Raw genomic sequence first — 20,535 nt, 5'->3', positions numbered from 1 at the left:
CTGAACTAGTTGACCTGAGACTAGTTTCAGTGCAACTATTGAGCCATGACGACAACGACTCCGCTCGTGTCCGCCGAGCGCATCCACGCGGACCACGCCACCGTGAAGCACCTGGGCCACTGGACCGAGGCCACCGAGTACGAGGTCCGCGCACGCCGCGCCACCGTCGTGCTGGACCTGCGCTCCCCGGCGATCGGCTGGGACGGTCCGGTCACCGTGCACCTCGAACTCACCTCCGCCGCGGTCACGTTGCTGCTCCCCGACGACGTCGCCGTGGACGGCTGGGACCTCGCCTTCCTCCGCCGTGGCCGGGTGAAGGACGCCCAGCCCGGCGCCGGCACCGCCACACTGCGGCTGACCGGGTCGGTCGGCGACGGCGAGATCCGGATCCGCCGCGGCGGCAGCGCCCAGCTGACCGCCATGTGCTCGCGCGCCTACCTGGACGACCTGCGCCGCGCCCACCGCGAGGGCGGCCTGCCCGTCGTCGACGACCCCACCCGGAAGGGAACCCGCTGACATGACCCGCACCCGCACCGCGATCGTGGTGGGCGGCGGCATCGCCGGCCCGGTGGCAGCACTCGCGCTGCGCCGGGCCGGGATCGAGGCCACCGTGCACGAGTCCCACACCGAGACGGCCGACGGCGTGGGCGGAGCACTGGGCGTCGCCCCCAACGGCAGGGCCGCCCTGGACCTGGTCGGACTCGACCGGGTCGGCGCTCCGATGAACGCCATCGTGCTGCAGAACCACAAGGGCCGGACCATCACCGAGATCCGCCAGCCCATGCAGTTCACCTGGCGCGCCGACCTGTACCGCAGGCTCTGCGACCTGGCCGCGCGGCAGCAGGTGCGGATCCAGCACGGCCACGAACTGGTCGACGTCCGCGAGAGCGACACGGGCATCCAGGCCGTCTTCGCCGACGGCACCACCAGCGAGGAGGCGGACGTCCTGATCGGCGCCGACGGCCTGCGCTCCCGCGTGCGCCGGCTGATCGACCCCGGCGCGCCGGAGCCCCGCTACTCGGGACTCCTCGGCTTCGGTGCCCGCGTCGAGGGTGCGGGGCTGCCGCCCACCGGCGACCGGATGTACATGGCGTTCGGCCGCCGGGCCTTCTTCGGATACCAGTCCTTCGACGACGGCACCGGCGTCTGGTTCGCCAACCTCCCCCACCCGTACCTGACGTGGCGGCAAGTGCGCGAGACCGCGAACGAGGAGTGGCTGCGCCGCCTGGGCGAGGCCTTCGCGGACGACACCGTCCCGGCCCTGGAACTGCTGCGGCGCACCCGGCCCGAGGACCTGATCACCTCCGGCCCGATGGAGGACCTGCCGCATGTGCCGCAGTGGCACCGCGGGCGGATGGTGCTGGTCGGCGACTCGGCCCACGCCACTTCGCCCAGCTCCGGCCAGGGTGTCTCCCTGGCCGCGGAGAGCGCCGTGGAACTCGCCCGCGCGCTGCGGGACCTGCCCCGCGCCCAGGCCTTCACCGCCTACGAAGGGGCCCGCCGTGCTCGCGTCGAACGGGTCATCGCCCAGGCCGCCCGCACCAACAGCGGAAAGGCCGCGGGGCCCATGGGCCGGATCGTGCGGGACGCCCTCCTCCCCCTGTTCGCCCGCCTCGCCACCCCCGAGAAGATGTCCTGGCAGTACGACCACCGCATCCCCTGGAACAGCACCGTCACCGCGTGAGGCGCGGGCCGGCCGGGCCGAGGAACGCGGGGACGGCGCAGCCCGTCACCGGCCGGCCCGGCGGTGATCCCGGCATCGCATCACTGACCTGCGGGAACGGCGATAGGGTTCGGTCTGTGGTGGGACCTCGCCGGACCCGCCGCGCCGGTGCTCCTCCCCGCCGAAAGGACGACCATGAACCAGTCCTCCCCCGCACCCACCGTGGAGCGTGTCGACGCACGGCACCGCTACGAGATCAAGGTCGGCGGCGAGCGCGCCGGCCTCACCGCCTTCCGTGACCGGGGCGAGCAGCGGGTCTTCTTCCACACCGAGGTCGACGACGCCTACGCCGGGCAGGGCCTGGCCGGACAACTGGTCGAGTACGCGCTCACGGACGTCCGGGCCCTGGGCAAGCGGATCGTCCCGGTGTGCCCGTACGTCGCCAAGTTCCTGACGAAGCACGACGAGTTCACCGACATCACCGACCCGGTGACCCCCGAAATCCTCACCTGGCTCGACACCCAGCAGGGCTGAGTCGGACCGGGCCGGCACCGTCACACGCCGCCCCGGCTCCAACAGCCGCCCAACGGGGGTGTCAGTGCAGCCTGGCCCGCACCGATGTCCGGAGTTTCGCCGTCGCCCACCTGCTGCGCCGCTCTCCGCGGGCGGCGGGTCCCTAGGTTTTCGAGGGCTGTCCGCTCGCTCGGTACAGGTCTCGGAGCAGGGCTATCTCGGCTCCGTGGTGCAGCAGTTCCTGGTTGACCCACCAGACGACGTCCAGGAACGGCTCCTCCGCGTCGCCGCCGTACGGGTAGGTGCAGTGGCCGACCGTGTCCAGCGCGGTGTCGTCGGCGCCGAGCAGTGCCCGGCGCCAGGCGGCGGCGCCGGCGCCGAAGGCGGCGACGGCCGTGGCCGCGTCCCCCTGGACCGGATGCGTGTCCCGACTCGCCGAGCGGGTGCCGGCGGTGTGGTCCGCGCGCAGGGTGAGCATCTCGGTGAGGTGGCTCAGGCGCCAGGCGATGGTGGTGACGGGTGGCGGCCACGGGTGCGGGTGGGCGGCGGCGTCCCGCCCCCACTCACCGGCACCGGCGAGGAGCGTCGCCCGGGGGCCCGGCCCGTCGCCGCGCCGTCTGACCGACCAGCAGCCGGGCACCGGTTCCCAGAAGTACTCCTCGTCGGTCATCGCCGCCACTTCGGCCGGCGTGCCGTCGCCGCTGTCCATGACGGGCCCGCTCAACCGCCCGGCCAGGCGCTCGCGCGCGAAGTCGAACTGGTCCAGCAGCGCAAGCAGCCGGGGTGGCACGGTCGTCATGGAACGCTCCTGAACCGACGGGTGGCGTACCGGTCCGTCGCCGCGACCGTCGCGTCCGCCACGGAGGGCGCGGTCGCGTCGTGGCCGGTGTTGTCCGCCAGGACCAACTCGCTGTCCGGCCAGGCGTGGTGGAGGCGCCAGACGGTGCCGAGGAGATTGCCGAAGTCGAGGGTGCCCTGGACGAGGGTGCCGGGGATGCCCTTGAGCAGGTGGGCGTCGCGCAGGACCACGCCCCGGTCGTTGCCCTCGCCGAGGAAGTGGTCGTTGCCCCAGTAGTGGGTGACCGTGCGGGCGAAGCCGCTGCGGAAGACGGGGTCCTCGTAGCGGGCGACGGAGCGCGGCGGCGCGGGGATCACGGCCGTCTCCCAGTCCGTCCAGGCCCGCGCGGCCCGCGCGCGCGCCTCGGGATCGGGGGACTCCAGCAGCCGGTTGCAGGCCGCGGCGAGGTTCCCGTCGCGGTCGTCGGCGGGGAGCACGGACAGGAGTCGCGCGAAGGCCTCCGGGAAGATCTGCCCGAGCCCCCTGGTCAGCAGCTCGACCTCGGCGTTCGAGCCCGTCGCGACCGCCGTCAGCACCAGTTCGGAGACCGCTCCCGGACAGGTCTGCGCATGACGCAGCGCCAGCACGGACCCCCAGGACACGCCCCACACCAGCCACCGGTCGATGCCCAGGTACCGGCGCAGCAGTTCGAGGTCGGCCAGGAGGTGCGCGGTCGTGTTGACGCTCATGTCGGTGCCGTAGCGGCTCGCGTGCGGTGTGGAACGGCCGCTGCCACGCTGGTCGAGCAGGACGATCCGGTAGGCGGCGGGGTCGAACAGGCGCCGCGGGTAAGGGGTGCAGCCGGAACCCGGTCCCCCGTGCAGTACGACGGCCGGTTTGCCCTCGGGGTTGCCGCAGGTCTCCCAGTAGACGTGGTTGCCGTCGCCCACGTCGAGCATGCCGTGCTCGTACGGCTCGATCTTCGGGTAAAGAGGCATCGGGGCACCCTAGTGACTCCCCCTGCGGCCTGTCCCGTTGTTTTCCCCGCCCGGATCCGCTCACGGCCCCGGCGACGGCATCCGGCTCGTCCCTCTGGTCCCGAACCGTACGCGCCTGCCACGGCGTTGCTCGTGCGAGCCGCTGCGTGCCGCGCCGCTCTCACCCGATACGTCCGGGTACTGTCGCGGAAGCGCCCCGGAATTGTCCGTGATCCGTAACAGAAGGAGCCCGTGCTCCGTCCCGGCCGTCCTGGCAGGTGCACGAGGACCCAACGACGGCACGGCAGGAATCGGGGCGGACATGGCACGGCACGGCGGGCGGGGATGGTACGGCCGGGTGATCGGGGCGGCGGTAGGAGTCACGGCGGTGGCCGCCGCGGCCTCGGTGTGGACCGCACAGGCCGGGCAGACGGGCAGCGGTCAGGCCGCACCGGGAGCCGCGGCCCGTCATACGGCGCCGAGGACCGCGCCCCTGTCCGCCACCATCGCCCACGCCTCCGACCGCGGCGCGCACGCCGTGAACATCACCATCGACGACGGGCCCGACCCGACCTGGACCCCGCAGGTGCTCCAGGTGCTGCGCGACAACGGCGTGAAGGCGACGTTCTGCATGATCGGCCCCCAGGCCGAGGCGCACCCCGACATGGTCAGGCGGGTGGTGGCGGACGGGCACCGACTGTGCGACCACACGGTCTCGCACGACACGTCGATGGACCACAAGAGCGAGACCTACCAGTCGCAGGAGATCCTGGGCGCCGAGCAGCAGATAACGAAGGCGTCCGGGGGCGTGCGGCCGATGTACTACCGGGCGCCGGGCGGGGCCTTCACCCCGTACAGCCGGCAGCTCGCGGCCTCGCACGGGATGCGGCCGCTGGGCTGGAACGTCGACTCCAAGGACTTCGAACGGCCCGGCACCGACGCCATCATCGCCACCGTCAAGGGCGAACTGTCCAACGGCCCCACCATCCTCTTCCACGACGCGGGCGGCGACCGGTCCGAGACCGTGGCGGCGCTGCGCACCCTGCTGCCCTGGCTGAAGCAGCAGGGCTACTCCTTCGGTTTCCCGGTGCGCTGAACCGGCCGGGCCGCCAGGGGCCTTGCCACCGGCCGGTGAACCCCGGGGGAATTCTTGGTCACCGAATCGCCTGGACTGCTGTTCGGTTCCGCCGGGGTGTCTACGATGAGGCCGTTCCGTCGGTGATCACGTCGCCGCGCGGACAGCTGCGTACGTCGTCCCGGAAAGGCTCAGCATGCCGTTGGCCCGCCTCGGCACGCGGTCGGCGCGTCTCCGGACGGCCCCAGCCGTGTTCCTCGTCATCGCCGTCGCCCTCGGGGGCACCCTGCTGGCCCTCACCGTCGGCGGCGCACGGCACAGGTCCTCCGGTCCCGGCTCCGGGCACATCGCCGTCGAGGTCTCGGAGAGCCACTGCGGCCGGGGCTGGACCCGGCCCGAGCCCGGGGTGCGCACCTTCGACCTGCACAACACCTCCGACGGCGCCGCCGAGGTGTACCTGGAGGATCCGGCCGGCCATGCGGTGTACGGCGAGGTCGAGGGCATCGGCCCGGGCACCACACGGCAGTTGACCGTCCGGCTGGGCAAGGGGACGTACGCCTTCAAGTGCGTGCCCGACGACGCCGACGCGGTCACCGGGCCCAGCGTCCGTGTGACGAGCGGGCAGCGCGGTCCGGGCGCCGCGCCGGTGACGGAGCACGACCTCATCCCGCCCGCGATCGCGTACCAGAAGTGGGTCGGCGACGGACTCTCCGGCGTCGTCCGGCTGACGACGGGCCTCCGGGACGCGATCGACCGCGGGGACCTCGGCGCCGCCCGGTCGGCCTGGCTGCCGGCGCACCTGGAGTACGAGCGGCTGGGGGCGGCGTACGACGCCTTCGGGGACGCGGACGGGAAGATCAACGGCACCGATGCCGGACTGCCCGGCGCAGTGCACGACAAGGACTTCGCCGGTTTCCACCGGATCGAGTACGGGCTGTGGCACGGCGAGTCGGCCGACGGTCTGCGCGCCCCGGCGGCGGCCCTGGTCAAGGCGGTGACCGGGCTGCGGGACGACTGGGCGGGGACCCGCATGGATCCCGCCCAGCTGGGCCTGCGCGCGCACGAGATCCTGGAGAACACCGTGCAGTTCGAGCTGACCGGCCGTACCGACTACGGCAGCGGCAGCAACCTCGCCACCGCCCGCGCCAACCTCGACGGCACCCGCGAGGTCCTCTCCCGGCTGCGCCCGCTGCTCACCACCCGGTACGCCGATCTGGGAGGCCTGGACGGCGAGTTGGACCGTGCCCAGCACACCCTGGACGGCTTCCGGCACGGCGCCGGCTGGACCCCGCTCGACCATCTGACCCGCGCCCAGCGGGAGCGCACCGACGCGGTCCTCGGCGACCTGGTGGAGCGGCTGGCGTCGGTGGCGACCCTGTGCGACCCCCGGAGGACCGTGTGAGCAGCGCCGAACGACCCGAACGTACCGAGGGCCTCGGCAGGCGCCGCTTCCTGCGCGGCGCGGCCCTCGCGGGTGCCGGTCTCGCCACCGGCGCCGCCGCCCCCGAGACCCAGTCGGCCACGGCCGCGACCGCGTCCGTGGCACCGTTCCACGGGGAGCACCAGGCCTCGGCGATCGCGACCCCGCGCCGGACCTGTGTGTTCGCCTCGCTCGACGTGGCCGCCGAGAACCGCGCCGAACTCGCGGACCTGCTGCGCACGCTGACCGAGCGGGCCCGCTTCCTCACCTCCGGCGGCACGCCGTCCCCGGCGGGCATCACCGGCCCGCCCGCCGACTCCGGCGTCCTCGGCGACCGGCTGCCCGCCGGGCAGTTGGCCGTGACGGTCGGGGTCGGCGCCTCGCTGTTCGACGACCGGTTCGGGCTGGCCCCGCTGAAGCCCCGGCGGCTGACCGCCATGCCCGCCTTCCCCGACGACGACCTCCAGGCCGACTGGTGCCACGGCGACCTCAGTCTCCAACTGCACGCCGACGAGCCGGACACGGCCCTGCACGCGCTGCGGGACATGGCCCGGCACACCCGGGGCGGGATGCAGGTCCGCTGGCGGCTGGACGGTTTCACCAGCCCGCCCCGGCCCTCGGGCACCCCGCGCAACCTCCTGGGGTTCAAGGACGGCACCGCCAACCCGGACACCACCAGTGCCCGCGAGATGCGGCAACTGATCTGGGTCGGCAAGGACTTGGGCGAGCCGGACTGGGCGGTCGGCGGCAGCTACCAGGTCGTCCGGCTGATCCGCATGCTCGTGGAGTTCTGGGACCGGGTCTCGCTGAGCGAGCAGGAGCGGATGTTCGGCCGCTCCCGCTCCTCGGGCGCGCCGCTGGACGGCGACCACGAGCACGACACGCCCAAGTACGCGGACGATCCCAAGGGTGACGTCATCCCGCTGGACGCGCACATCCGTCTCGCCAACCCGCGCACGCACGCCACGGCCGGCCAGCGCCTGCTGCGCCGTGCCTACAACTACGACCGGGGCATGGACGCCAACGGGAACCTGGACATGGGCCTGCTGTTCACCTGTTACCAGCAGGACCTGGTCCGGCAGTTCGAGACCGTGCAGCACAGGCTGGCGGGCGAGCCGCTGACGGACTACATCAGCCCCTTCGGCGGCGGCTACTTCTACGCGCTGCCCGGCGTGCGGGACGCGGCGGACTGGTACGGGCGCGCCCTGCTCGGCTGAACCTGTCCGGACAACTCGGCGGCCGGCTGGGTCAACACACCGTCAAGTTTTCCCCCAGGTTCCCTGACTTGGTGTTCACCCACAGGCCATCATGGCTCCGCCGACGCGCCTGGAAGGGGGCGCAGCATCCGTGATCGTACGACGCACAGACGTTCTGTCCGGAGGGGTAAACCACCATGGCAAGCAGAGGAAGACGAGCCGCGATGCGGAGCCTGGGCGCACTGGCGGGTGCCGTCGCGCTCACCGTGCTCGGCAGCAACGCGCCCGGCTGGGCGGCAGCGTCCGGGGCGCAGGGCGGGCACTCCTCGACCGCAACGCCGATCAAGCATGTCGTCGTGCTCTTCGACGAGAACATCTCCTTCGACCACTACTTCGGCACGTACCCGAAGGCGGCCAACACCGACGGCACGAAGTTCACCGCGTCGAAGCACACCCCGAAGGACATCGACACCCTCGCGCACGCCGGGCTGCTGAAGCACAACCCGAACCAGTACGCGCCGAAGCGGCTGTCCCCGTCCCAGGCGATGACCTGCGACCAGAACCACTCCTACGGCCCCGAGCAGTACGCCTACGACGGCGGCAAGGCCGACCAGTTCGTGCAGAACACCGAGGTCGACAAGTGCAGCGGCGGCCTGTTCGGCGAGCCGGGCCTGGCGATGGACTACTACGACGGCAACACCGTCACCGCGCTGTGGAACTACGCGCAGCAGTACTCGCTCGGTGACCGCTCCTTCAGCTCGGTCTACGGCCCGTCCACGCCCGGCGCGCTGAACCTGGCCTCCGGCCAGACGCACGGTGTGGTCTCCGTGGACCCGGCCTCCGGCACGGAGAACCCGAAGCAGACCTCCACGCCGGACGCGTACACGGTGAAGTCGCCCGACGCCAAGGGTGTCGGCACGGTCATCAACGACCCCGACCCGGCCTTCGACGACTGCTCGGACAAGGACCACACGAGCAGCAACGCGCTGGCCGCGATGCAGGGCAAGAACATCGGTGACCTGCTCAACACCAAGAAGGTGTCCTGGGGCTGGTTCCAGGGCGGCTTCCGCCCCTCGACCGCCTGGACCGGCGGTTCCGGCGCGTACGCCAAGTGCGACACCACGCACACCAACGTGGGCAACGCGGCGGTGGCGGACTACAGCCCGCACCACAACCCGTTCTCGTACTACAAGTCGACGGCCAACCCGCACCACCTGCCGCCGAAGAGCGTCTCCGAGATCGGCCACAGCGGGCAGGCGAACCACAACTACGACCTGACCGACTTCTCCGCCGCGCTCAAGGCGGGCAAGCTGCCGGCGGTCAGCTTCCTCAAGGCCGGTGAGTACCAGGACGGCCACGCGGGCTACTCCGACCCGATCGACGAGCAGCACTTCCTGGTCCAGCAGATCAACGCGATCCAGAGCTCGCCGCAGTGGAAGTCCACCGCGATCGTGGTCGCCTACGACGACTCCGACGGCTGGTACGACCACACCTTCGTCGCCCCCCGCAACGGCTCGACGGACACCTCGCTCGGCTCCAACGGCAAGGCGACCGACAGCCCGGCGTGCCAGAAGGGCCCGAAGGCGTCCGGTGGCTACGCGGACCGCTGCGGTCCGGGCACCCGTCAGCCGTTGCTCGTGGTCTCGCCCTACAGCAAGGTCAACAAGGTCGACCACACCCTGACGAACCAGGCGTCCATCACCCGGTTCATCGAGGACAACTGGCGTGTCGGCCGCATCGGCGACCACTCCTTCGACGCCACGGCCGGTTCCCTGGCGGGCATGTTCGACTTCCGGCACCCGAACAACAAGCAGGTGCTGCTGAACTCGGACGGCTCCGTGAAGCACGTCGGCCCGATCAAGCACGTCGCCGCGGTGGCCACGAGCATCACCCCGGGTCCGTCCATGCAGAACGCCGCCGACACGACCGACACCAACGGCTTCCCGGTGCTGCCGGTGGGCCTGGGCGTGGGCGCGCTGCTGGCCGCGGGTGCCACCGGCACCTACCTGACGCTGCGCCGCAGGCAGCTGGCCTGACCGCATGAGGGCCTGAGGGCCTGAGGGCCTGAGAGGGCGGTGCGCCCCCGGATTCCGTCCGGGGGCGCACGTGTCTGTGGCGCGGCCCCAATTCCTTACCCTGCCCGGGGGTTGGGCCCGTGCGTCGACGGGGTCAGTCCAGGGCGAGGCCCCGGCGGCCGGTGGCGGTCAGCCGGTCGGCGGTGAAGCGGCCGGTCCAGGAGCGCTCGTAGCGCTCGTTGCGCGGGCACCAGGGGGCGGCGGGGATGTACGTCACGTTGCCCCAGCCCCGCTGGCCGGTGACCGGCGCGACGCTGTGGAACATGTCGCAGTGCCACCAGACGGAGTCGCCGGCCCGGACGTCCGGGATGCCGGCGAGCGCCTTCATGAGCAGCGGGTGCCACTTCTCGCTCGCGGGGAAGACCTGGTCGACGGTGACCCCGCACACGTCGCCGTCGGGGACGCCGGCCGCAGCGGGCGCAGCAGCAGGCAGGCCATCGCCTCGGGGATCGGCACGGTGTGCAGCACGCCTTGGTCGTGGCCATGTCGGACAGCGCGGTCCGGCCCTGGAAGGTGCGGAACGCCGAGCACATGGTCGATCCCGGGTACTGGGGACCCGCGGTGCGGTGGGCCGCGTCCCAGGGGTCGTATCTCGACCGTGCCGTCGAACAGGTGCCGGAACGCCTGCTGGTAGGCGCGGGTCATCCAGAGGTCCAGGGTGCCGGGGTCGCAGTGGGCACCGAGGCCACCGGAGTCGGCGCCCGGCGGGCTGCGCATCGCGGTGGTCAGCGCCGCCGACCCCGTCGACCGGCCGGCTCGTACGGCTGCCCGACGCTCCCTTCCTGGTCGGCGACCTCGACCCCGCGGGCGTCCTGGAGCCGCACGTCGCCGGGCCCGTGCTGGTGGACAACGAGGAACTGCGCTCGGAGATCGTCCGCTCCGCGCACCCCCGTGGATGACGGCCGGGCGGGGACCGGCCGGGAAAACCAGTGGTCACGGCCCAGGCCGTGCTGCTGGGATGGCGCGATGGGACACGAGTTTTCGGCGGTGGTGGACCGGGGCCGGTACCAGGACGCCGTGACGCCCTGGGAGCGGGAGTCCTGGCGGGCGTCAGCCCTCGGCTGGGCCGAGGACCGGCTCGCCGGACACGGCCTGCGCACCCGCGGCGACCTTCAGGTCCGGCTGCGGCCCTGGTCCGTGCTGGTGCGGATGCCCGTCGAGGGGCGCGAGGCGGTCTGGTTCAAGGCGAATCCGCCCGCCAGTTCCTTCGAGGGTCCGCTGACCGCCGCGCTGGCCCGCTGGGTACCGGGGCAGGTGCTGGAGCCGCTGGCCGTGGACGCCGGGCGCGGCTGGTCGCTGCTCCCGGACGGCGGCGACCTGTTCCGGCAGGTGCTCTCGCGCGAGACGGTCGGGCCGCAGGCCTGGGCCGACCTGCTGCGCCAGTACGCGGGCGTGCAGCGCGCCCTGGTCCCACACGTCCGCGCGATGGATCGGCTGGGCGTCCCCTCGGCCCGGACCCTCGACCTGCCCTCGGTGTTCGACAAGCTGCTCGCCGGGAACACCGTTTTCGGCCCGGAGGCACGCGCCCGGCTCGGCGCGCTGCGGCCCCGGCTCGTGGAGTGGTGCACGGAACTCGCGTCCGCCGGGATCGAGGACACCCTCGATCACGCGGATCTGCACGACGGCCAGCTGTTCCGACCGGCACCGGGCCGGTTCACGTTCTTCGACTGGGGAGACGCCGCCGTCTCCCACCCGTTCTGCAGTCTGCGGGTCACCGCCGAGCGGGCCCGCGCGCACTACGGGCCGCAGGTGCTGCCCCGACTGCGCGACGCCTACCTGGAGCCCTGGACGGGTGAAGGCCGCACGGTCGCCGGTCTGCGGCGCGCGGCGAGCCTCGCCTGGCGGCTGAGTTCCCTCGGCCGCGCCGCCTCCTGGGGCCGCGTGTTCCCCTGCGCGTCCGGAGCCGGGCCGGGAGCCGAGCAGAGCTCCGAGTCGCTGCTCGACCTCCTCGACGAACCACCGTTCTAGACACCTTGGCCGTTCGTCGCCGACGCGGCCCGGGCGGCGGACACTGGGCGGTATGACCCGTACCCGCGCGCCCGATCCCCCGCCCGGCCGCCGTACCGTGCTGGCGGCCCTGGCCGGGGTCGCGCTCGGCGTGACGGGCTGCACCGGGCGTACGACCCCCACCGCGCACCCGTCCCACCCGCCCCACCCGTCCGCGAGCAGCGCCGCCCCCTCCCCCGCGCTGCCGCGCACCACGCCGTGGCGGCCGACGAACGCCGAGGTCCAGCCCGCGGCGAAGCTGCGCGCCGTACGACTGGTGGAGGCGATCGGTGCGTGGCCGGACGGGCACGGCACACCGGCCGCCGCACGGTCTCGGGTCGCGGCCCTCGGCCTGCCGACGGCGCTCGTCGACCAGGCCGACCCCCTGCTGCCGGCCGCCGACCAGGCCGCGCTGCAGGTCCTCGACGCGCAGTACGGCGGGATCCTGTCCCGGTCCGCCAGCGTGCTGGTGGTGTGCAGGCAGTGGACCCGGCGGGGCGGCACGGTCGGCGCGGGCGGGACGACCGTCGACGTGCGGCTCTCCCGGGGAACGCACGGCTGGACGGTGGACGCCCTGCACCCGGCGCACCCGGGCCCGCCGGCCCGCTCGCTGCCCGCGGACGTCCGGGCGGCCCTGTCCGACCACCGGATCACGTTGCCGCCCGCCGCCGTCGCCGACCTGCGCAGCGGCCAGGTGCACACCAGCGTGGCGAGCGCGATGCTCGCCCTGGCCCGGACCTACCGGCTGGAGGTGAGCGTCGTGCGCTCCGGGCACCCGCTGGACGTGTTCGGCACCAGCAGGCCGAGCGACCATCCGCGGGGGCGGGCGTTCGACGTGTGGCGGATCGACGGTCACCCGGTCGTCGATCCGGCGGCCCCGCGCACCCTGATCGAGCGGTTCATGCGGGACGCGGCCGCCGCAGGGTCGTACAACGTCGGCGGACCCGTGCTGCTGCCGGGCGGCGGCCCCGGCCAGTTCTTCAGCGACGCCACCCACCACGACCACGTGCACATCGGCTTCCGCACCTGACCCCGGTCACCCGTCACCCGTCACCCGTACGGGCGTACCGCCGCCGGCCGTCCGCGCCCGCCCGCACCGCCTTGCCGCGCCTGCCCGGGCACCTGCCGTCCGTCGACGCGGCGGGGTTGCGCCGGGGGAAGGGGCCTCGGGACGCTGGAGCCGACGTATCCGGGAGGTGACGTGGCTCCGGCACACAGCACTGCACCGAACGACGGCCCCAGCCTCGGCCGCCGGCGGTTCCTCACCGTCTGCGCCGGTGCGGGCCTCGGCACCGCCGCCGGGTGCACGGCCGCGCCGTCGGACCGGCGGTCCTCGGGCGCCCGCGCGCGGCGGCTCAGGCCCGAGGGGGAACGCGACGCGCCGGGCACCGACGCGTGGCGGCTCGGCCCGACCGGCCCGCCCGACGGGGTGGCGGGCTATGCGGACCGGGTGAGCGTGACACCGGGCGAGAGCTTCGACCTGCACGTGTCGACCACCGCGCGATCCTTCCGGGTCTCGGCGTTCCGGATCGGCTGGTACGGCGGACGGCAGGCCCGCCGGGTCTGGGCCTCGGGCCGCGTACCGGGCCGCGCCCAGCCGGCCCCGCTCACCCTGCCCGCGACCCGCACCGTGCGCGCCGACTGGCCGGCGACGCTGCCCGTGGACACCGCCGGCTGGCCCGAGGGGGCGTATCTGCTGCGGCTGGAGGCGGACACCGGGCACCAGCGGTACGTCCCGCTCGTGGTCCGCTCCACCGACGGCGCGGGCCGTACGGTCCTCTTGCACGCCCCGGCCACCTGGCAGGCGTACAACCGCTGGGGCGGCAGCAGCCTCTACAACGGCACCTCCGGCGCGTACGCCACCCGTTCCCTGGCCGTCAGCTTCGACCGCCCCTACGACGGCGGCGGCGCCGAGAAGTTCCTGGTCTACGAGCGGGCGCTGGTGGTCCTCGCCGAACGCCTCGGCATTCCGCTCGCCTACAGCACCGGGGTCGACGTGCACCGGGACCCCTCGGTGCTGCGGGACGCGCACGCCGTCGTCTGCCTGGGCCACGACGAGTACTGGACACCGGAGCAGCGGGCGCACGTCACCGCCGCGCGGGACGCCGGGACGAACGTCGCCCTCCTCGGTGCGAACACGTGCTTCCGCCGGGTGCGGCTGGAGGCCGGGGAGCGGGCGGACGACCGTACCGTGGTCTGCTACAAGACCTCCTACCGCGCCGACCCCGTCTACGCGTCCCACCCCGCGCAGATCACCACCGACTACCGGCTGCCGCCCGGCGCCGACCCCGAATCCTCCCTCACCGGCGTGCTGTACGAGGGCTATCCCGTCGACGCGCCGTACGTGGTCCGGGAGTCCGGCCACTGGCTGTACGACGGCACCGGCGTCCGCCCCGGGGAGGCCTTCGCCCACCTGGTCGGCGTCGAGTACGACCGGGTCACTCCCGGCGCCCCCACGCCCGGCGCGCTGGAGATCACCGCGCACTCCCCGCTGGTGTGCGGCGGCCGTCCCAGCCACAGCGACTCGGCGTACTACACCGCTCCGGCCGGAGCGGGGGTCTTCGCGACCGGCACCATGCGCTGGGTGGAGGGCCTGGTGGCCGGGACGGGTGAACTCGGCCGCGACCACGGCATGGACGCCCGCACCCGTGCCTTCGTCACCCGCACCACCGAGAACCTCCTGCGCACGTTCGCGCAGGGCCCGGCGGCCCGGCACGCCCCGCTGCCGCGGGCCAACGTGGCCGATGTGTACGGGACTTGAGCGGGTGTGGCGGCGTGCCGCCGATCGCGCTCGTGGTCCGCGGGGCGCCGGGGGTGCCGGCTCCCGAGAGGCGTCGAGAGCGTCGCGTACAGTGCGGTGACGAGGGCCTCACCGTCCGGGATCCCAGCCCGGCCCCGCGAGGTCCTCTCGTCGTGTCCGCCGGGGAAGGAAAGTACATGGCAGTGCAGGTTCTGCGGGCTCAGGAGAGAACACCCGCGCCGTGGAAGAACGGCGGAGGTGTCACCTCCGAGGTGTCCGCCCGACCCGAGGGGGCGGGGACCGGCGACTTCGTCTGGCGTGTCAGCCTTGCCGATGTCGCGCAGAGCGGACCGTTCTCGGTCTTCGAGGGCGTGGACAGAATCATCACCGTGGTCGACGGTCCCGGCATGGCCCTCACGGTCGACGGTGTCCCGCACGTGATGACCGCCCCGTACGAGCCGTTCGCCTTCTCCGGTGACTCCGACACGAACTGCGAGTTGCTCGGCGGCCCGATCGTCGACTTCAACGTCATGGTGCGGCGCGCCGTCGCGTCGGCGCGGGTCCGGATCGTGCGCGATCGCGTCGCGGTGCGGCCGGAGGCTGGAACGTGCGTGCTCGCGGTGGTCCTTCAAGGGGCTGCCACCCTCGCCGGAAATGCCGTCCGCCTCGACCGTCTGGATGCGGCACTGCTCGCCGCGGGGGACGCCGACGACATCGCCGTGGACGGCGTCCTCGCGCTGGTCACCGTCACCGAGGGAACCTCGGGCTGACCAGGGGGCCGGTTGCCGCTTGGGGCCCGGATCGACAACGGTTTCCTGGGGTGGTGGACCGGCCCGGAGTCCAGGTCGTCGTGAACGGCCTCGGCTGCCCTGCGCCAGGGCGCCCTGGAGCCGCCTCAGTCAGTCGACGCCCCGGAGGTACACCTGGTCCCTCTGCGTGTCGAGGGGATGTACGGCGATGTTGAGCCAGTGCAGGTCCTCCCCTTCGTCCCATGCCATGAGCCACGAACCCCCGTTTCGATGACTTGGGATCTTGGTGATCAGCGTCGTCCCGGCGCGCCACCGACCGGCAGCCACCGCAGTCCGTGGCCGCGAACTGCACCTCGGTGCTGGGCACCGAGCACTTCACCGTCGACGGCTGGGGCGCCCTCCGCCCTGCCGGCGGCACCTCCACCTGCGACCTGATCGTCAGCCGACGCCGAGGCCGTTGCCCAGGAACCCGGACCCGGTCCTGACCTGCACCGGAGGAGACCCCCGGAACATCTCGCTCCCCGCGCCCGGTGACCTGGGACCGTGGCACGGCGCGTCAGCGGCTGGTCAGACGGGCGTCAGGCGGGCCCGCAAGGGTCTTCGTGCGGAGGGGCCTCGTTCGGCCGTTCCTCGATCCGGCGAGGCATGGAAGGTGTGCGCCATGACAGGGGAGACTGCATTACCGCCGGTCCGGCGGCTGACCGCGGCGGACGAGCCCGGTCGGCTCCGGATGCTGCTCGACCTGATCACCCGCCATGTGCGGGACATCCTCGGGCAGGTGGCGCCGGAGGAGATCCTCGGGCACGAGACGTTCCGCGACATCGGGCTGGGCTCGCTGACCGGCGTGGAACTGCGCAGGCGGCTCGCCGAGGAGACCGGCCTGCGCCTCGCCTCCACCGCGGTCTTCGACCATCCCACCCCGGACGACCTGGCCGCCCACATGCTGTCCCAACTGCTCGGCCGGAGCACGCAGACGGCGGACGGCGCCGCGCCCGCGGACCCGGCGCCGCAGGCGGCCCGGGACGAGCCGATCGCCATCGTCTCGATGGCCTGTCGTTTCCCCGGCGGCGTCGAGTCCCCCGAGGACCTGTGGCGGCTCGTCACCGACGGGGTGGACGCGGTCTCCGGGTTTCCCACCGGACGCGGCTGGGACCTGGAGGAACTGCAGGGCGCCGGGCCCGACCGGCCCGGACGCAGCCACGCCCACGAAGGCGGCTTCCTGCACGAGGCGGACCGGTTCGACGCCGCCTTCTTCGGCATCTCGCCCCGTGAGGCAACGGCGATGGACCCCCAGCAACGGCTCGTGCTGGAGACCTCGTGGGAGGCGATCGAACGGGCGGGCATCGACGCCTCGACGCTGCGCGGCACCCGCACCGGCACCTTCGTCGGCTGCGCCCACACCGACTACGGCACCGATCTGCGCCACGCTCCGCAGGGCATGGAGGGCCACCTGGTGACCGGTGGCGCGGCCAGCGTGCTGTCCGGCCGGGTCGCCTACACCCTCGGCCTCGAAGGCCCGGCCGTCACCGTGGACACGGCGTGCTCGTCCTCGCTGGTCTCGCTGCATCTGGCCGCACAGTCGCTGCGGACCGGAGAGTGCACCCTGGCGCTGGCCGCCGGGGTGACCGTGATGGCCACCTCCGGCGGCTTCATCGGAATGAGCCGGCAGGGCGCGCTCGCCGGGGACGGCCGCTCCAAGGCCTTCTCGGCGGACGCCGACGGCATGGGCATGAGCGAAGGAGCGGGGGTCCTGCTCCTGGAGCGCCTCTCGGACGCCCGCCTGAACGGGCACCCGGTCCTCGCGATCCTGCGGTCCTCCGCCGTCAACCAGGACGGCGCGAGCAACGGCCTGACCGCACCCCGGGGCGCGGCACAGGAACAGGTGATCCGCCAGGCGCTCGCCGCGGCGGGCCTCACGCCCGGCGAGGTGGACGCCGTCGAGGCGCACGGCACCGGCACACCGCTGGGCGACCCGATCGAGGTACGCGCCCTGCAGCGGACGTACGGACACGGACGCCCCGCCGGCCGGCCGCTCTGGCTGGGCTCGGTCAAGTCGAACATCGGCCACACCGCCGGTGCGGCGGGCGCCGCCGGGGTCATCAAGACGGTCCTCGCGCTGCGCCACGGCGTGCTCCCCCGCACCCTGCACGCGGACCGGCGTTCCCCGGAGATCGACTGGACGGTGGGCAGCGTCGACCTGCTCACCGAGACACGGCCCTGGCCCGACGCCGGGCGCCCGCGCAGGGCGGGCGTGTCCTCCTTCGGGATCAGCGGCACGAACGCCCACGTCATCCTGGAGCAGGCCGGCCCCGAGGAGACGGACGCGGCCGACGAGGCGCCCGCCTGTGCGGAGCCGTCCGACGGCGACGGACCGGTGATGTGGGTGGTGTCCGGGCGCGGCCCGGCCGCCCTGCGCGCCCAGGCCGCCCGCCTGGGAGAGTACGTGCGGGCACGGCCCGGGACACGGCCCGTGGACGTCGCGTACACGCTCGCGACGGGCCGCTCGGCCTTCGAGAACCGGGCCGCGGTCGTGGCGCCGGACCGCGCCGGGCTGCTGCGCGGACTCGACGCGCTGGCCGCGGGGCAGGGCGCGGCCGAACTCACCGAGGGCGTGGTGACCCGGACGGGCGGCACGGTCTTCGTCTTCCCCGGCCAGGGCTCCCAGTGGGCCGGCATGGCGGCGGAACTCCTGGACTCCTCCGAGGTGTTCGCCCGCAGGCTGCGCGAGTGCGGCCAGACGCTCGCCCCGTACGTCGGCTACTCGGTCGAGGAGGTGCTGCGGCAGGCGCCCGGGGCGCCGGGCCTGGAGCGGGTGGACGTCGTGCAGCCCGTGCTGTTCGCCGTCATGGTCTCCCTCGCGGAGCTGTGGCGCTCCGTGGGGGTCGTGCCCGACGCCGTGCTGGGCCACTCGCAGGGCGAGATCGCCGCCGCGTGCGTCGCCGGAGCGCTGTCGCTGCCGGACGCCGCACGGGTCGTGGCCCTGCGCAGCCGGGCGCTGGTGTCCGCCACCGGCAGTGGCGGCATGCTGTCCGTGGGCCTGGGCGCCGACGAGGTGCGCGCCGAACTCGCCTCCTTCGCCGGGCGGTTGTCCGTGGCGGCCGTCAACGGACCGGGCTCGGCAGTCGTCGCGGGCGACGAGAGCGCCCTCGACGCGTACGCGGCCCGGTGCACCGAACGCGGCCTGCGGGTGCGCCGTATCGCCGTGGACTACGCCTCGCACTGCGCCCAGGTGGAGCCGCTGCGCGAGCGGTTGCTGGACGAGCTGGCGGACATCGCCCCGGCCCCTGCACACACCGCGTTCTGCTCGTCGGTGACCGGGGAAGTGCTGGACACCACGGACCTGGACGCCGGCTACTGGTACCAAAATCTGCGCAGCACCGTGGAGTTCGAACAGGCCACCCGCTCTCTGCTCGCCGCGGGGCACCGGCTCTTCGTCGAGGTGAGCCCGCACCCGGTGCTCGGCCTGGCGATGGAGGAGACGGCCGCTGCGGCCGGGACCGCACGGACCGCCGTGGTCGGCACGTTGCGCCGCGACGACGGCGGCCCCGGCCGCTTGCTGAGGTCGCTCGCGGACGCGCAGGTGAACGGCGCCACCCCCGACTGGGAGGCGGTGTTCGCCGGGCGGGGCGCGCGCCGCGTGGCACTGCCCACCTACGCCTTCCAGCGGCAGAGCTACTGGCTGCCGCCGGGCGCCGGCCGGGACCCCGGCTTCGCCGCCGCGGGCCTGGAGGCCGCCGGGCACCCACTGCTGCCGGTGGCCGTCGGCCTGGTGCAGTCCGGCGGACTGCTGTTCACCGGCCGGCTGTCCCGGCGTGCCCAACCCTGGCTCGCCGACCACGAGGTCGGCGGCGAGGCGGTGGTGCCCGGCGCCGCCTTCGTGGAACTCGCGCTGTACGCGGCCGCCCGCGCCGACTGCGACGGCGTGCGGGAGCTGGTGCTGCACGCCCCCGTCGTCCTCCCCCCGGACGGCGCCGTACAACTGCAGCTCGCGGTCGGCGCACCTGCCGCCGACGGCGTACGGAGCCTGGACGTGTTCGGCCGCGGCGCCGACGAGGGTCCCGCGGCACCCTGGCACCGGTACGCCAGCGGCGCGCTGGGCACACCGGGCAAAGCGGGAGCCGAGACCGGGGGTGCCTGGCCGCCGGAGGGCGCCGAACCCGTCGCGCTCGACGGCCTGGACGACCGGTTCGCCGACGCGGGCGTGCGCTACGGCGCCTCCTTCCGGGGACTGCGCGCGGCGTGGCGGCGCGGCGACGACGAACTCTTCGCCGAGGTGTCCCTGCCCGGTCGACCGGCCTCGGAGGCAGGGCGCTTCGGGCTGCACCCGGCACTCCTCGACGCGGCCCTGCAACCCCTCGCCCTGGCCCTGACCGACACCGGCGAGGCGGCACCGAGGCCGTTCTCCTGGCACGACGTCGCGCTCCACGCCCCCGGCCGCGGCACCGTGCGGGCGGCACTGCGCCGGACCGGCGCGGACCGGGTCGCGGTACGGCTGACCGACGAGGACGGACGACCGGTCGCCACGCTCGGATCCCTGGTGCTGCGGACGCTGACCGGTGCGCCCGGCCCCACGGCGGACCCGGTCGCCGCCCCCGCCGTACAACTGCGCCCCGGCGCCGCGCTGTTCGGCGGGAGCGCATCGTTTCCCGCCGGGCGGCCGGAGCCCGCGGCGGAGCACGGCGAGCAGTGGCGGGCGCGGCTGGCCGGGCACGACGAGGCGGAACAGCTGCGCCTGTTGCGGGACCTCGTGCGCGGCCAGGCCGCGGCGGTGCTGGGGTATCCGGACCCGGGCGCCGTCCCGGCGGACCGCGCCTTCCGGGAGATCGGCTTCGAGTCGGTGACCGCGGTCGAGCTGTGCAACCGGCTCAACTCGGCCACCGGCGTCCGGCTGCCCGCGGTCAGCGTCTTCGACCACCCGACGCCCGAACTGCTCGCCCGGCGGCTGCGGGAGGAGCTGACGGTGGCCGACAGCGGTCCCGGTACCCGGCTGTCGGCCCGGATCGACGACCTGGAGGCGGCACTCGCCGGTGCCGAGGGAGACACGCTCACCCGGGCCACGGCACGCCTGCGGCAGCTGCTGTGGAGGCTCGGGGACACGGCGGGCGAGCCCGCGGTGCACCCGGCCGACGGCGGCCATGCCGGTCCCGAGGACTTCTCCGCGGTCTCCGACCTGGAGATGTTCGCCCTCATCGACAGCGAGTTCGGCCCGGCCTGAGCCGGGGACCGCCCCTGACCGTCGCCCTTGCCCGGCCCCGCCGCCGGGCCCCCCACAGCCGAGGACGTGAACCGAGATGAACGACGACGACCGGATGCGCGCCTATCTGGACCGGATGGTCGGCGAGGTCCGGCGCTCCCAGCGCCTG

14 protein-coding genes and 2 pseudogenes are annotated in these 20,535 nt (G+C 73.8%); 12 read left to right on the top strand and 4 right to left on the bottom strand.

What is annotated here, in order from left to right:
* Window positions 1-45: 45 nt before the first annotated feature.
* The 3 genes from ACZ7FF_RS12715 to ACZ7FF_RS12705 all read left to right on the top strand — a co-directional run bounded on the left by ACZ7FF_RS12715 (window position 46) and on the right by ACZ7FF_RS12705 (window position 2,197).
* Window positions 46-516 carry a hypothetical protein gene (locus tag ACZ7FF_RS12715; protein WP_470811834.1) on the top strand — a complete coding sequence of 157 codons (471 nt, stop codon included), beginning with the start codon at window positions 46-48 and terminating at the stop codon, window positions 514-516.
* 1 nt (window position 517) lies between these two features.
* A complete protein-coding gene (locus ACZ7FF_RS12710) occupies window positions 518-1,684 on the top strand; it encodes an FAD-dependent oxidoreductase (protein WP_470811832.1) in 1,167 nt (388 codons plus the stop codon).
* A gap of 174 nt (window positions 1,685-1,858) precedes the next feature.
* Window positions 1,859-2,197, top strand: coding sequence for a GNAT family N-acetyltransferase (locus tag ACZ7FF_RS12705; RefSeq protein WP_470811830.1), 339 nt, complete (start codon window positions 1,859-1,861; stop codon window positions 2,195-2,197).
* A 142-nt stretch (window positions 2,198-2,339) separates the two neighbouring features.
* Here ACZ7FF_RS12705 and ACZ7FF_RS12700 read toward each other — a convergent pair whose 3' ends face one another.
* Both ACZ7FF_RS12700 and pip read right to left on the bottom strand, forming a co-directional pair.
* Window positions 2,340-2,975, bottom strand: coding sequence for a DinB family protein (locus tag ACZ7FF_RS12700; RefSeq protein ID WP_470811828.1), 636 nt, complete (start codon window positions 2,973-2,975; stop codon window positions 2,340-2,342).
* The gene (gene pip, locus ACZ7FF_RS12695) at window positions 2,972-3,952 is read right to left on the bottom strand and encodes a prolyl aminopeptidase (protein ID WP_470811826.1); all 981 of its coding nucleotides are present in this window, start codon (window positions 3,950-3,952) and stop codon (window positions 2,972-2,974) included. Before pip ends, ACZ7FF_RS12700 begins: the two co-directional genes overlap by 4 nt.
* Window positions 3,953-4,253: 301 nt before the next feature.
* Here pip and ACZ7FF_RS12690 point away from each other — a divergent pair, with 301 nt between their 5' ends.
* The 4 genes from ACZ7FF_RS12690 (at window position 4,254) to ACZ7FF_RS12675 (ending at window position 9,658) form a co-directional block, all read left to right on the top strand.
* A complete protein-coding gene (locus ACZ7FF_RS12690) occupies window positions 4,254-5,027 on the top strand; it encodes a polysaccharide deacetylase family protein (RefSeq protein WP_470811825.1) in 774 nt (257 codons plus the stop codon).
* A 175-nt stretch (window positions 5,028-5,202) separates the two neighbouring features.
* Window positions 5,203-6,408 carry an EfeM/EfeO family lipoprotein gene (locus tag ACZ7FF_RS12685; RefSeq protein ID WP_470811823.1) on the top strand — a complete coding sequence of 402 codons (1,206 nt, stop codon included), beginning with the start codon at window positions 5,203-5,205 and terminating at the stop codon, window positions 6,406-6,408.
* Window positions 6,405-7,643 carry an iron uptake transporter deferrochelatase/peroxidase subunit gene (gene efeB / locus ACZ7FF_RS12680; protein WP_470811821.1) on the top strand — a complete coding sequence of 413 codons (1,239 nt, stop codon included), beginning with the start codon at window positions 6,405-6,407 and terminating at the stop codon, window positions 7,641-7,643. Before ACZ7FF_RS12685 ends, efeB begins: the two co-directional genes overlap by 4 nt.
* A gap of 203 nt (window positions 7,644-7,846) precedes the next feature.
* Window positions 7,847-9,658 carry a phospholipase C gene (locus ACZ7FF_RS12675; RefSeq protein WP_470811820.1) on the top strand — a complete coding sequence of 604 codons (1,812 nt, stop codon included), beginning with the start codon at window positions 7,847-7,849 and terminating at the stop codon, window positions 9,656-9,658.
* A gap of 133 nt (window positions 9,659-9,791) precedes the next feature.
* Here ACZ7FF_RS12675 and ACZ7FF_RS12670 read toward each other — a convergent pair whose 3' ends face one another.
* Together ACZ7FF_RS12670 and ACZ7FF_RS12665 are read right to left on the bottom strand one after the other, a co-directional pair.
* Complete coding sequence (locus tag ACZ7FF_RS12670) at window positions 9,792-10,085, bottom strand: YbiU family protein (protein ID WP_470811819.1); 294 nt, start codon at window positions 10,083-10,085, stop codon at window positions 9,792-9,794.
* Window positions 10,086-10,230: 145 nt separating this feature from the next.
* Window positions 10,231-10,414: pseudogene (locus ACZ7FF_RS12665) on the bottom strand (YbiU family protein); the annotation flags it as partial.
* Window positions 10,415-10,663: 249 nt separating this feature from the next.
* Here ACZ7FF_RS12665 and ACZ7FF_RS12660 point away from each other — a divergent pair.
* From ACZ7FF_RS12660 to ACZ7FF_RS12640, 5 genes and pseudogenes are all read left to right on the top strand, one after another.
* Window positions 10,664-11,665: an aminoglycoside phosphotransferase family protein gene (locus ACZ7FF_RS12660; protein WP_470811817.1), complete on the top strand. Its 1,002-nt coding sequence runs from the start codon at window positions 10,664-10,666 to the stop codon at window positions 11,663-11,665.
* Between the two features lie 52 nt (window positions 11,666-11,717).
* Window positions 11,718-12,713, top strand: a complete 996-nt coding sequence (locus ACZ7FF_RS12655; RefSeq protein ID WP_470811815.1) for a hypothetical protein — start codon at window positions 11,718-11,720, stop codon at window positions 12,711-12,713.
* A gap of 171 nt (window positions 12,714-12,884) precedes the next feature.
* A complete protein-coding gene (locus tag ACZ7FF_RS12650; protein WP_470811813.1) occupies window positions 12,885-14,444 on the top strand; it encodes a N,N-dimethylformamidase beta subunit family domain-containing protein in 1,560 nt (519 codons plus the stop codon).
* A 176-nt stretch (window positions 14,445-14,620) separates the two neighbouring features.
* Window positions 14,621-15,193: a HutD/Ves family protein gene (locus ACZ7FF_RS12645; RefSeq protein WP_470811812.1), complete on the top strand. Its 573-nt coding sequence runs from the start codon at window positions 14,621-14,623 to the stop codon at window positions 15,191-15,193.
* Between the two features lie 724 nt (window positions 15,194-15,917).
* Window positions 15,918-20,387, top strand: a pseudogene (locus ACZ7FF_RS12640) (type I polyketide synthase); the annotation flags it as partial.
* Between the last annotated feature and the right edge of the window lie 148 nt (window positions 20,388-20,535).

This window comes from Streptomyces sp. NPDC037126, from assembly GCF_055605965.1.
Note: the sequence above shows the minus strand (reverse complement) of the source record. Positions and strands in the feature narration are given on the sequence as shown.

What these genes read in the sequence shown, in the direction of transcription:
- ACZ7FF_RS12715 (WP_470811834.1), top strand. Translation starts at nt 46, where the DNA reads ATGACGACAACGACTCCGCTCGTGTCCGCCGAGCGCATCCACGCGGAC.
- ACZ7FF_RS12710 (WP_470811832.1), top strand. Translation starts at nt 518, where the DNA reads ATGACCCGCACCCGCACCGCGATCGTGGTGGGCGGCGGCATCGCCGGC.
- ACZ7FF_RS12705 (WP_470811830.1), top strand. Translation starts at nt 1,859, where the DNA reads ATGAACCAGTCCTCCCCCGCACCCACCGTGGAGCGTGTCGACGCACGG.
- ACZ7FF_RS12700 (WP_470811828.1), bottom strand. Translation starts at nt 2,975, where the DNA reads ATGACGACCGTGCCACCCCGGCTGCTTGCGCTGCTGGACCAGTTCGAC.
- pip (WP_470811826.1), bottom strand. Translation starts at nt 3,952, where the DNA reads ATGCCTCTTTACCCGAAGATCGAGCCGTACGAGCACGGCATGCTCGAC.
- ACZ7FF_RS12690 (WP_470811825.1), top strand. Translation starts at nt 4,254, where the DNA reads ATGGCACGGCACGGCGGGCGGGGATGGTACGGCCGGGTGATCGGGGCG.
- ACZ7FF_RS12685 (WP_470811823.1), top strand. Translation starts at nt 5,203, where the DNA reads ATGCCGTTGGCCCGCCTCGGCACGCGGTCGGCGCGTCTCCGGACGGCC.
- ACZ7FF_RS12675 (WP_470811820.1), top strand. Translation starts at nt 7,847, where the DNA reads ATGCGGAGCCTGGGCGCACTGGCGGGTGCCGTCGCGCTCACCGTGCTC.
- ACZ7FF_RS12660 (WP_470811817.1), top strand. Translation starts at nt 10,664, where the DNA reads ATGGGACACGAGTTTTCGGCGGTGGTGGACCGGGGCCGGTACCAGGAC.
- ACZ7FF_RS12655 (WP_470811815.1), top strand. Translation starts at nt 11,718, where the DNA reads ATGACCCGTACCCGCGCGCCCGATCCCCCGCCCGGCCGCCGTACCGTG.
- ACZ7FF_RS12645 (WP_470811812.1), top strand. Translation starts at nt 14,621, where the DNA reads ATGGCAGTGCAGGTTCTGCGGGCTCAGGAGAGAACACCCGCGCCGTGG.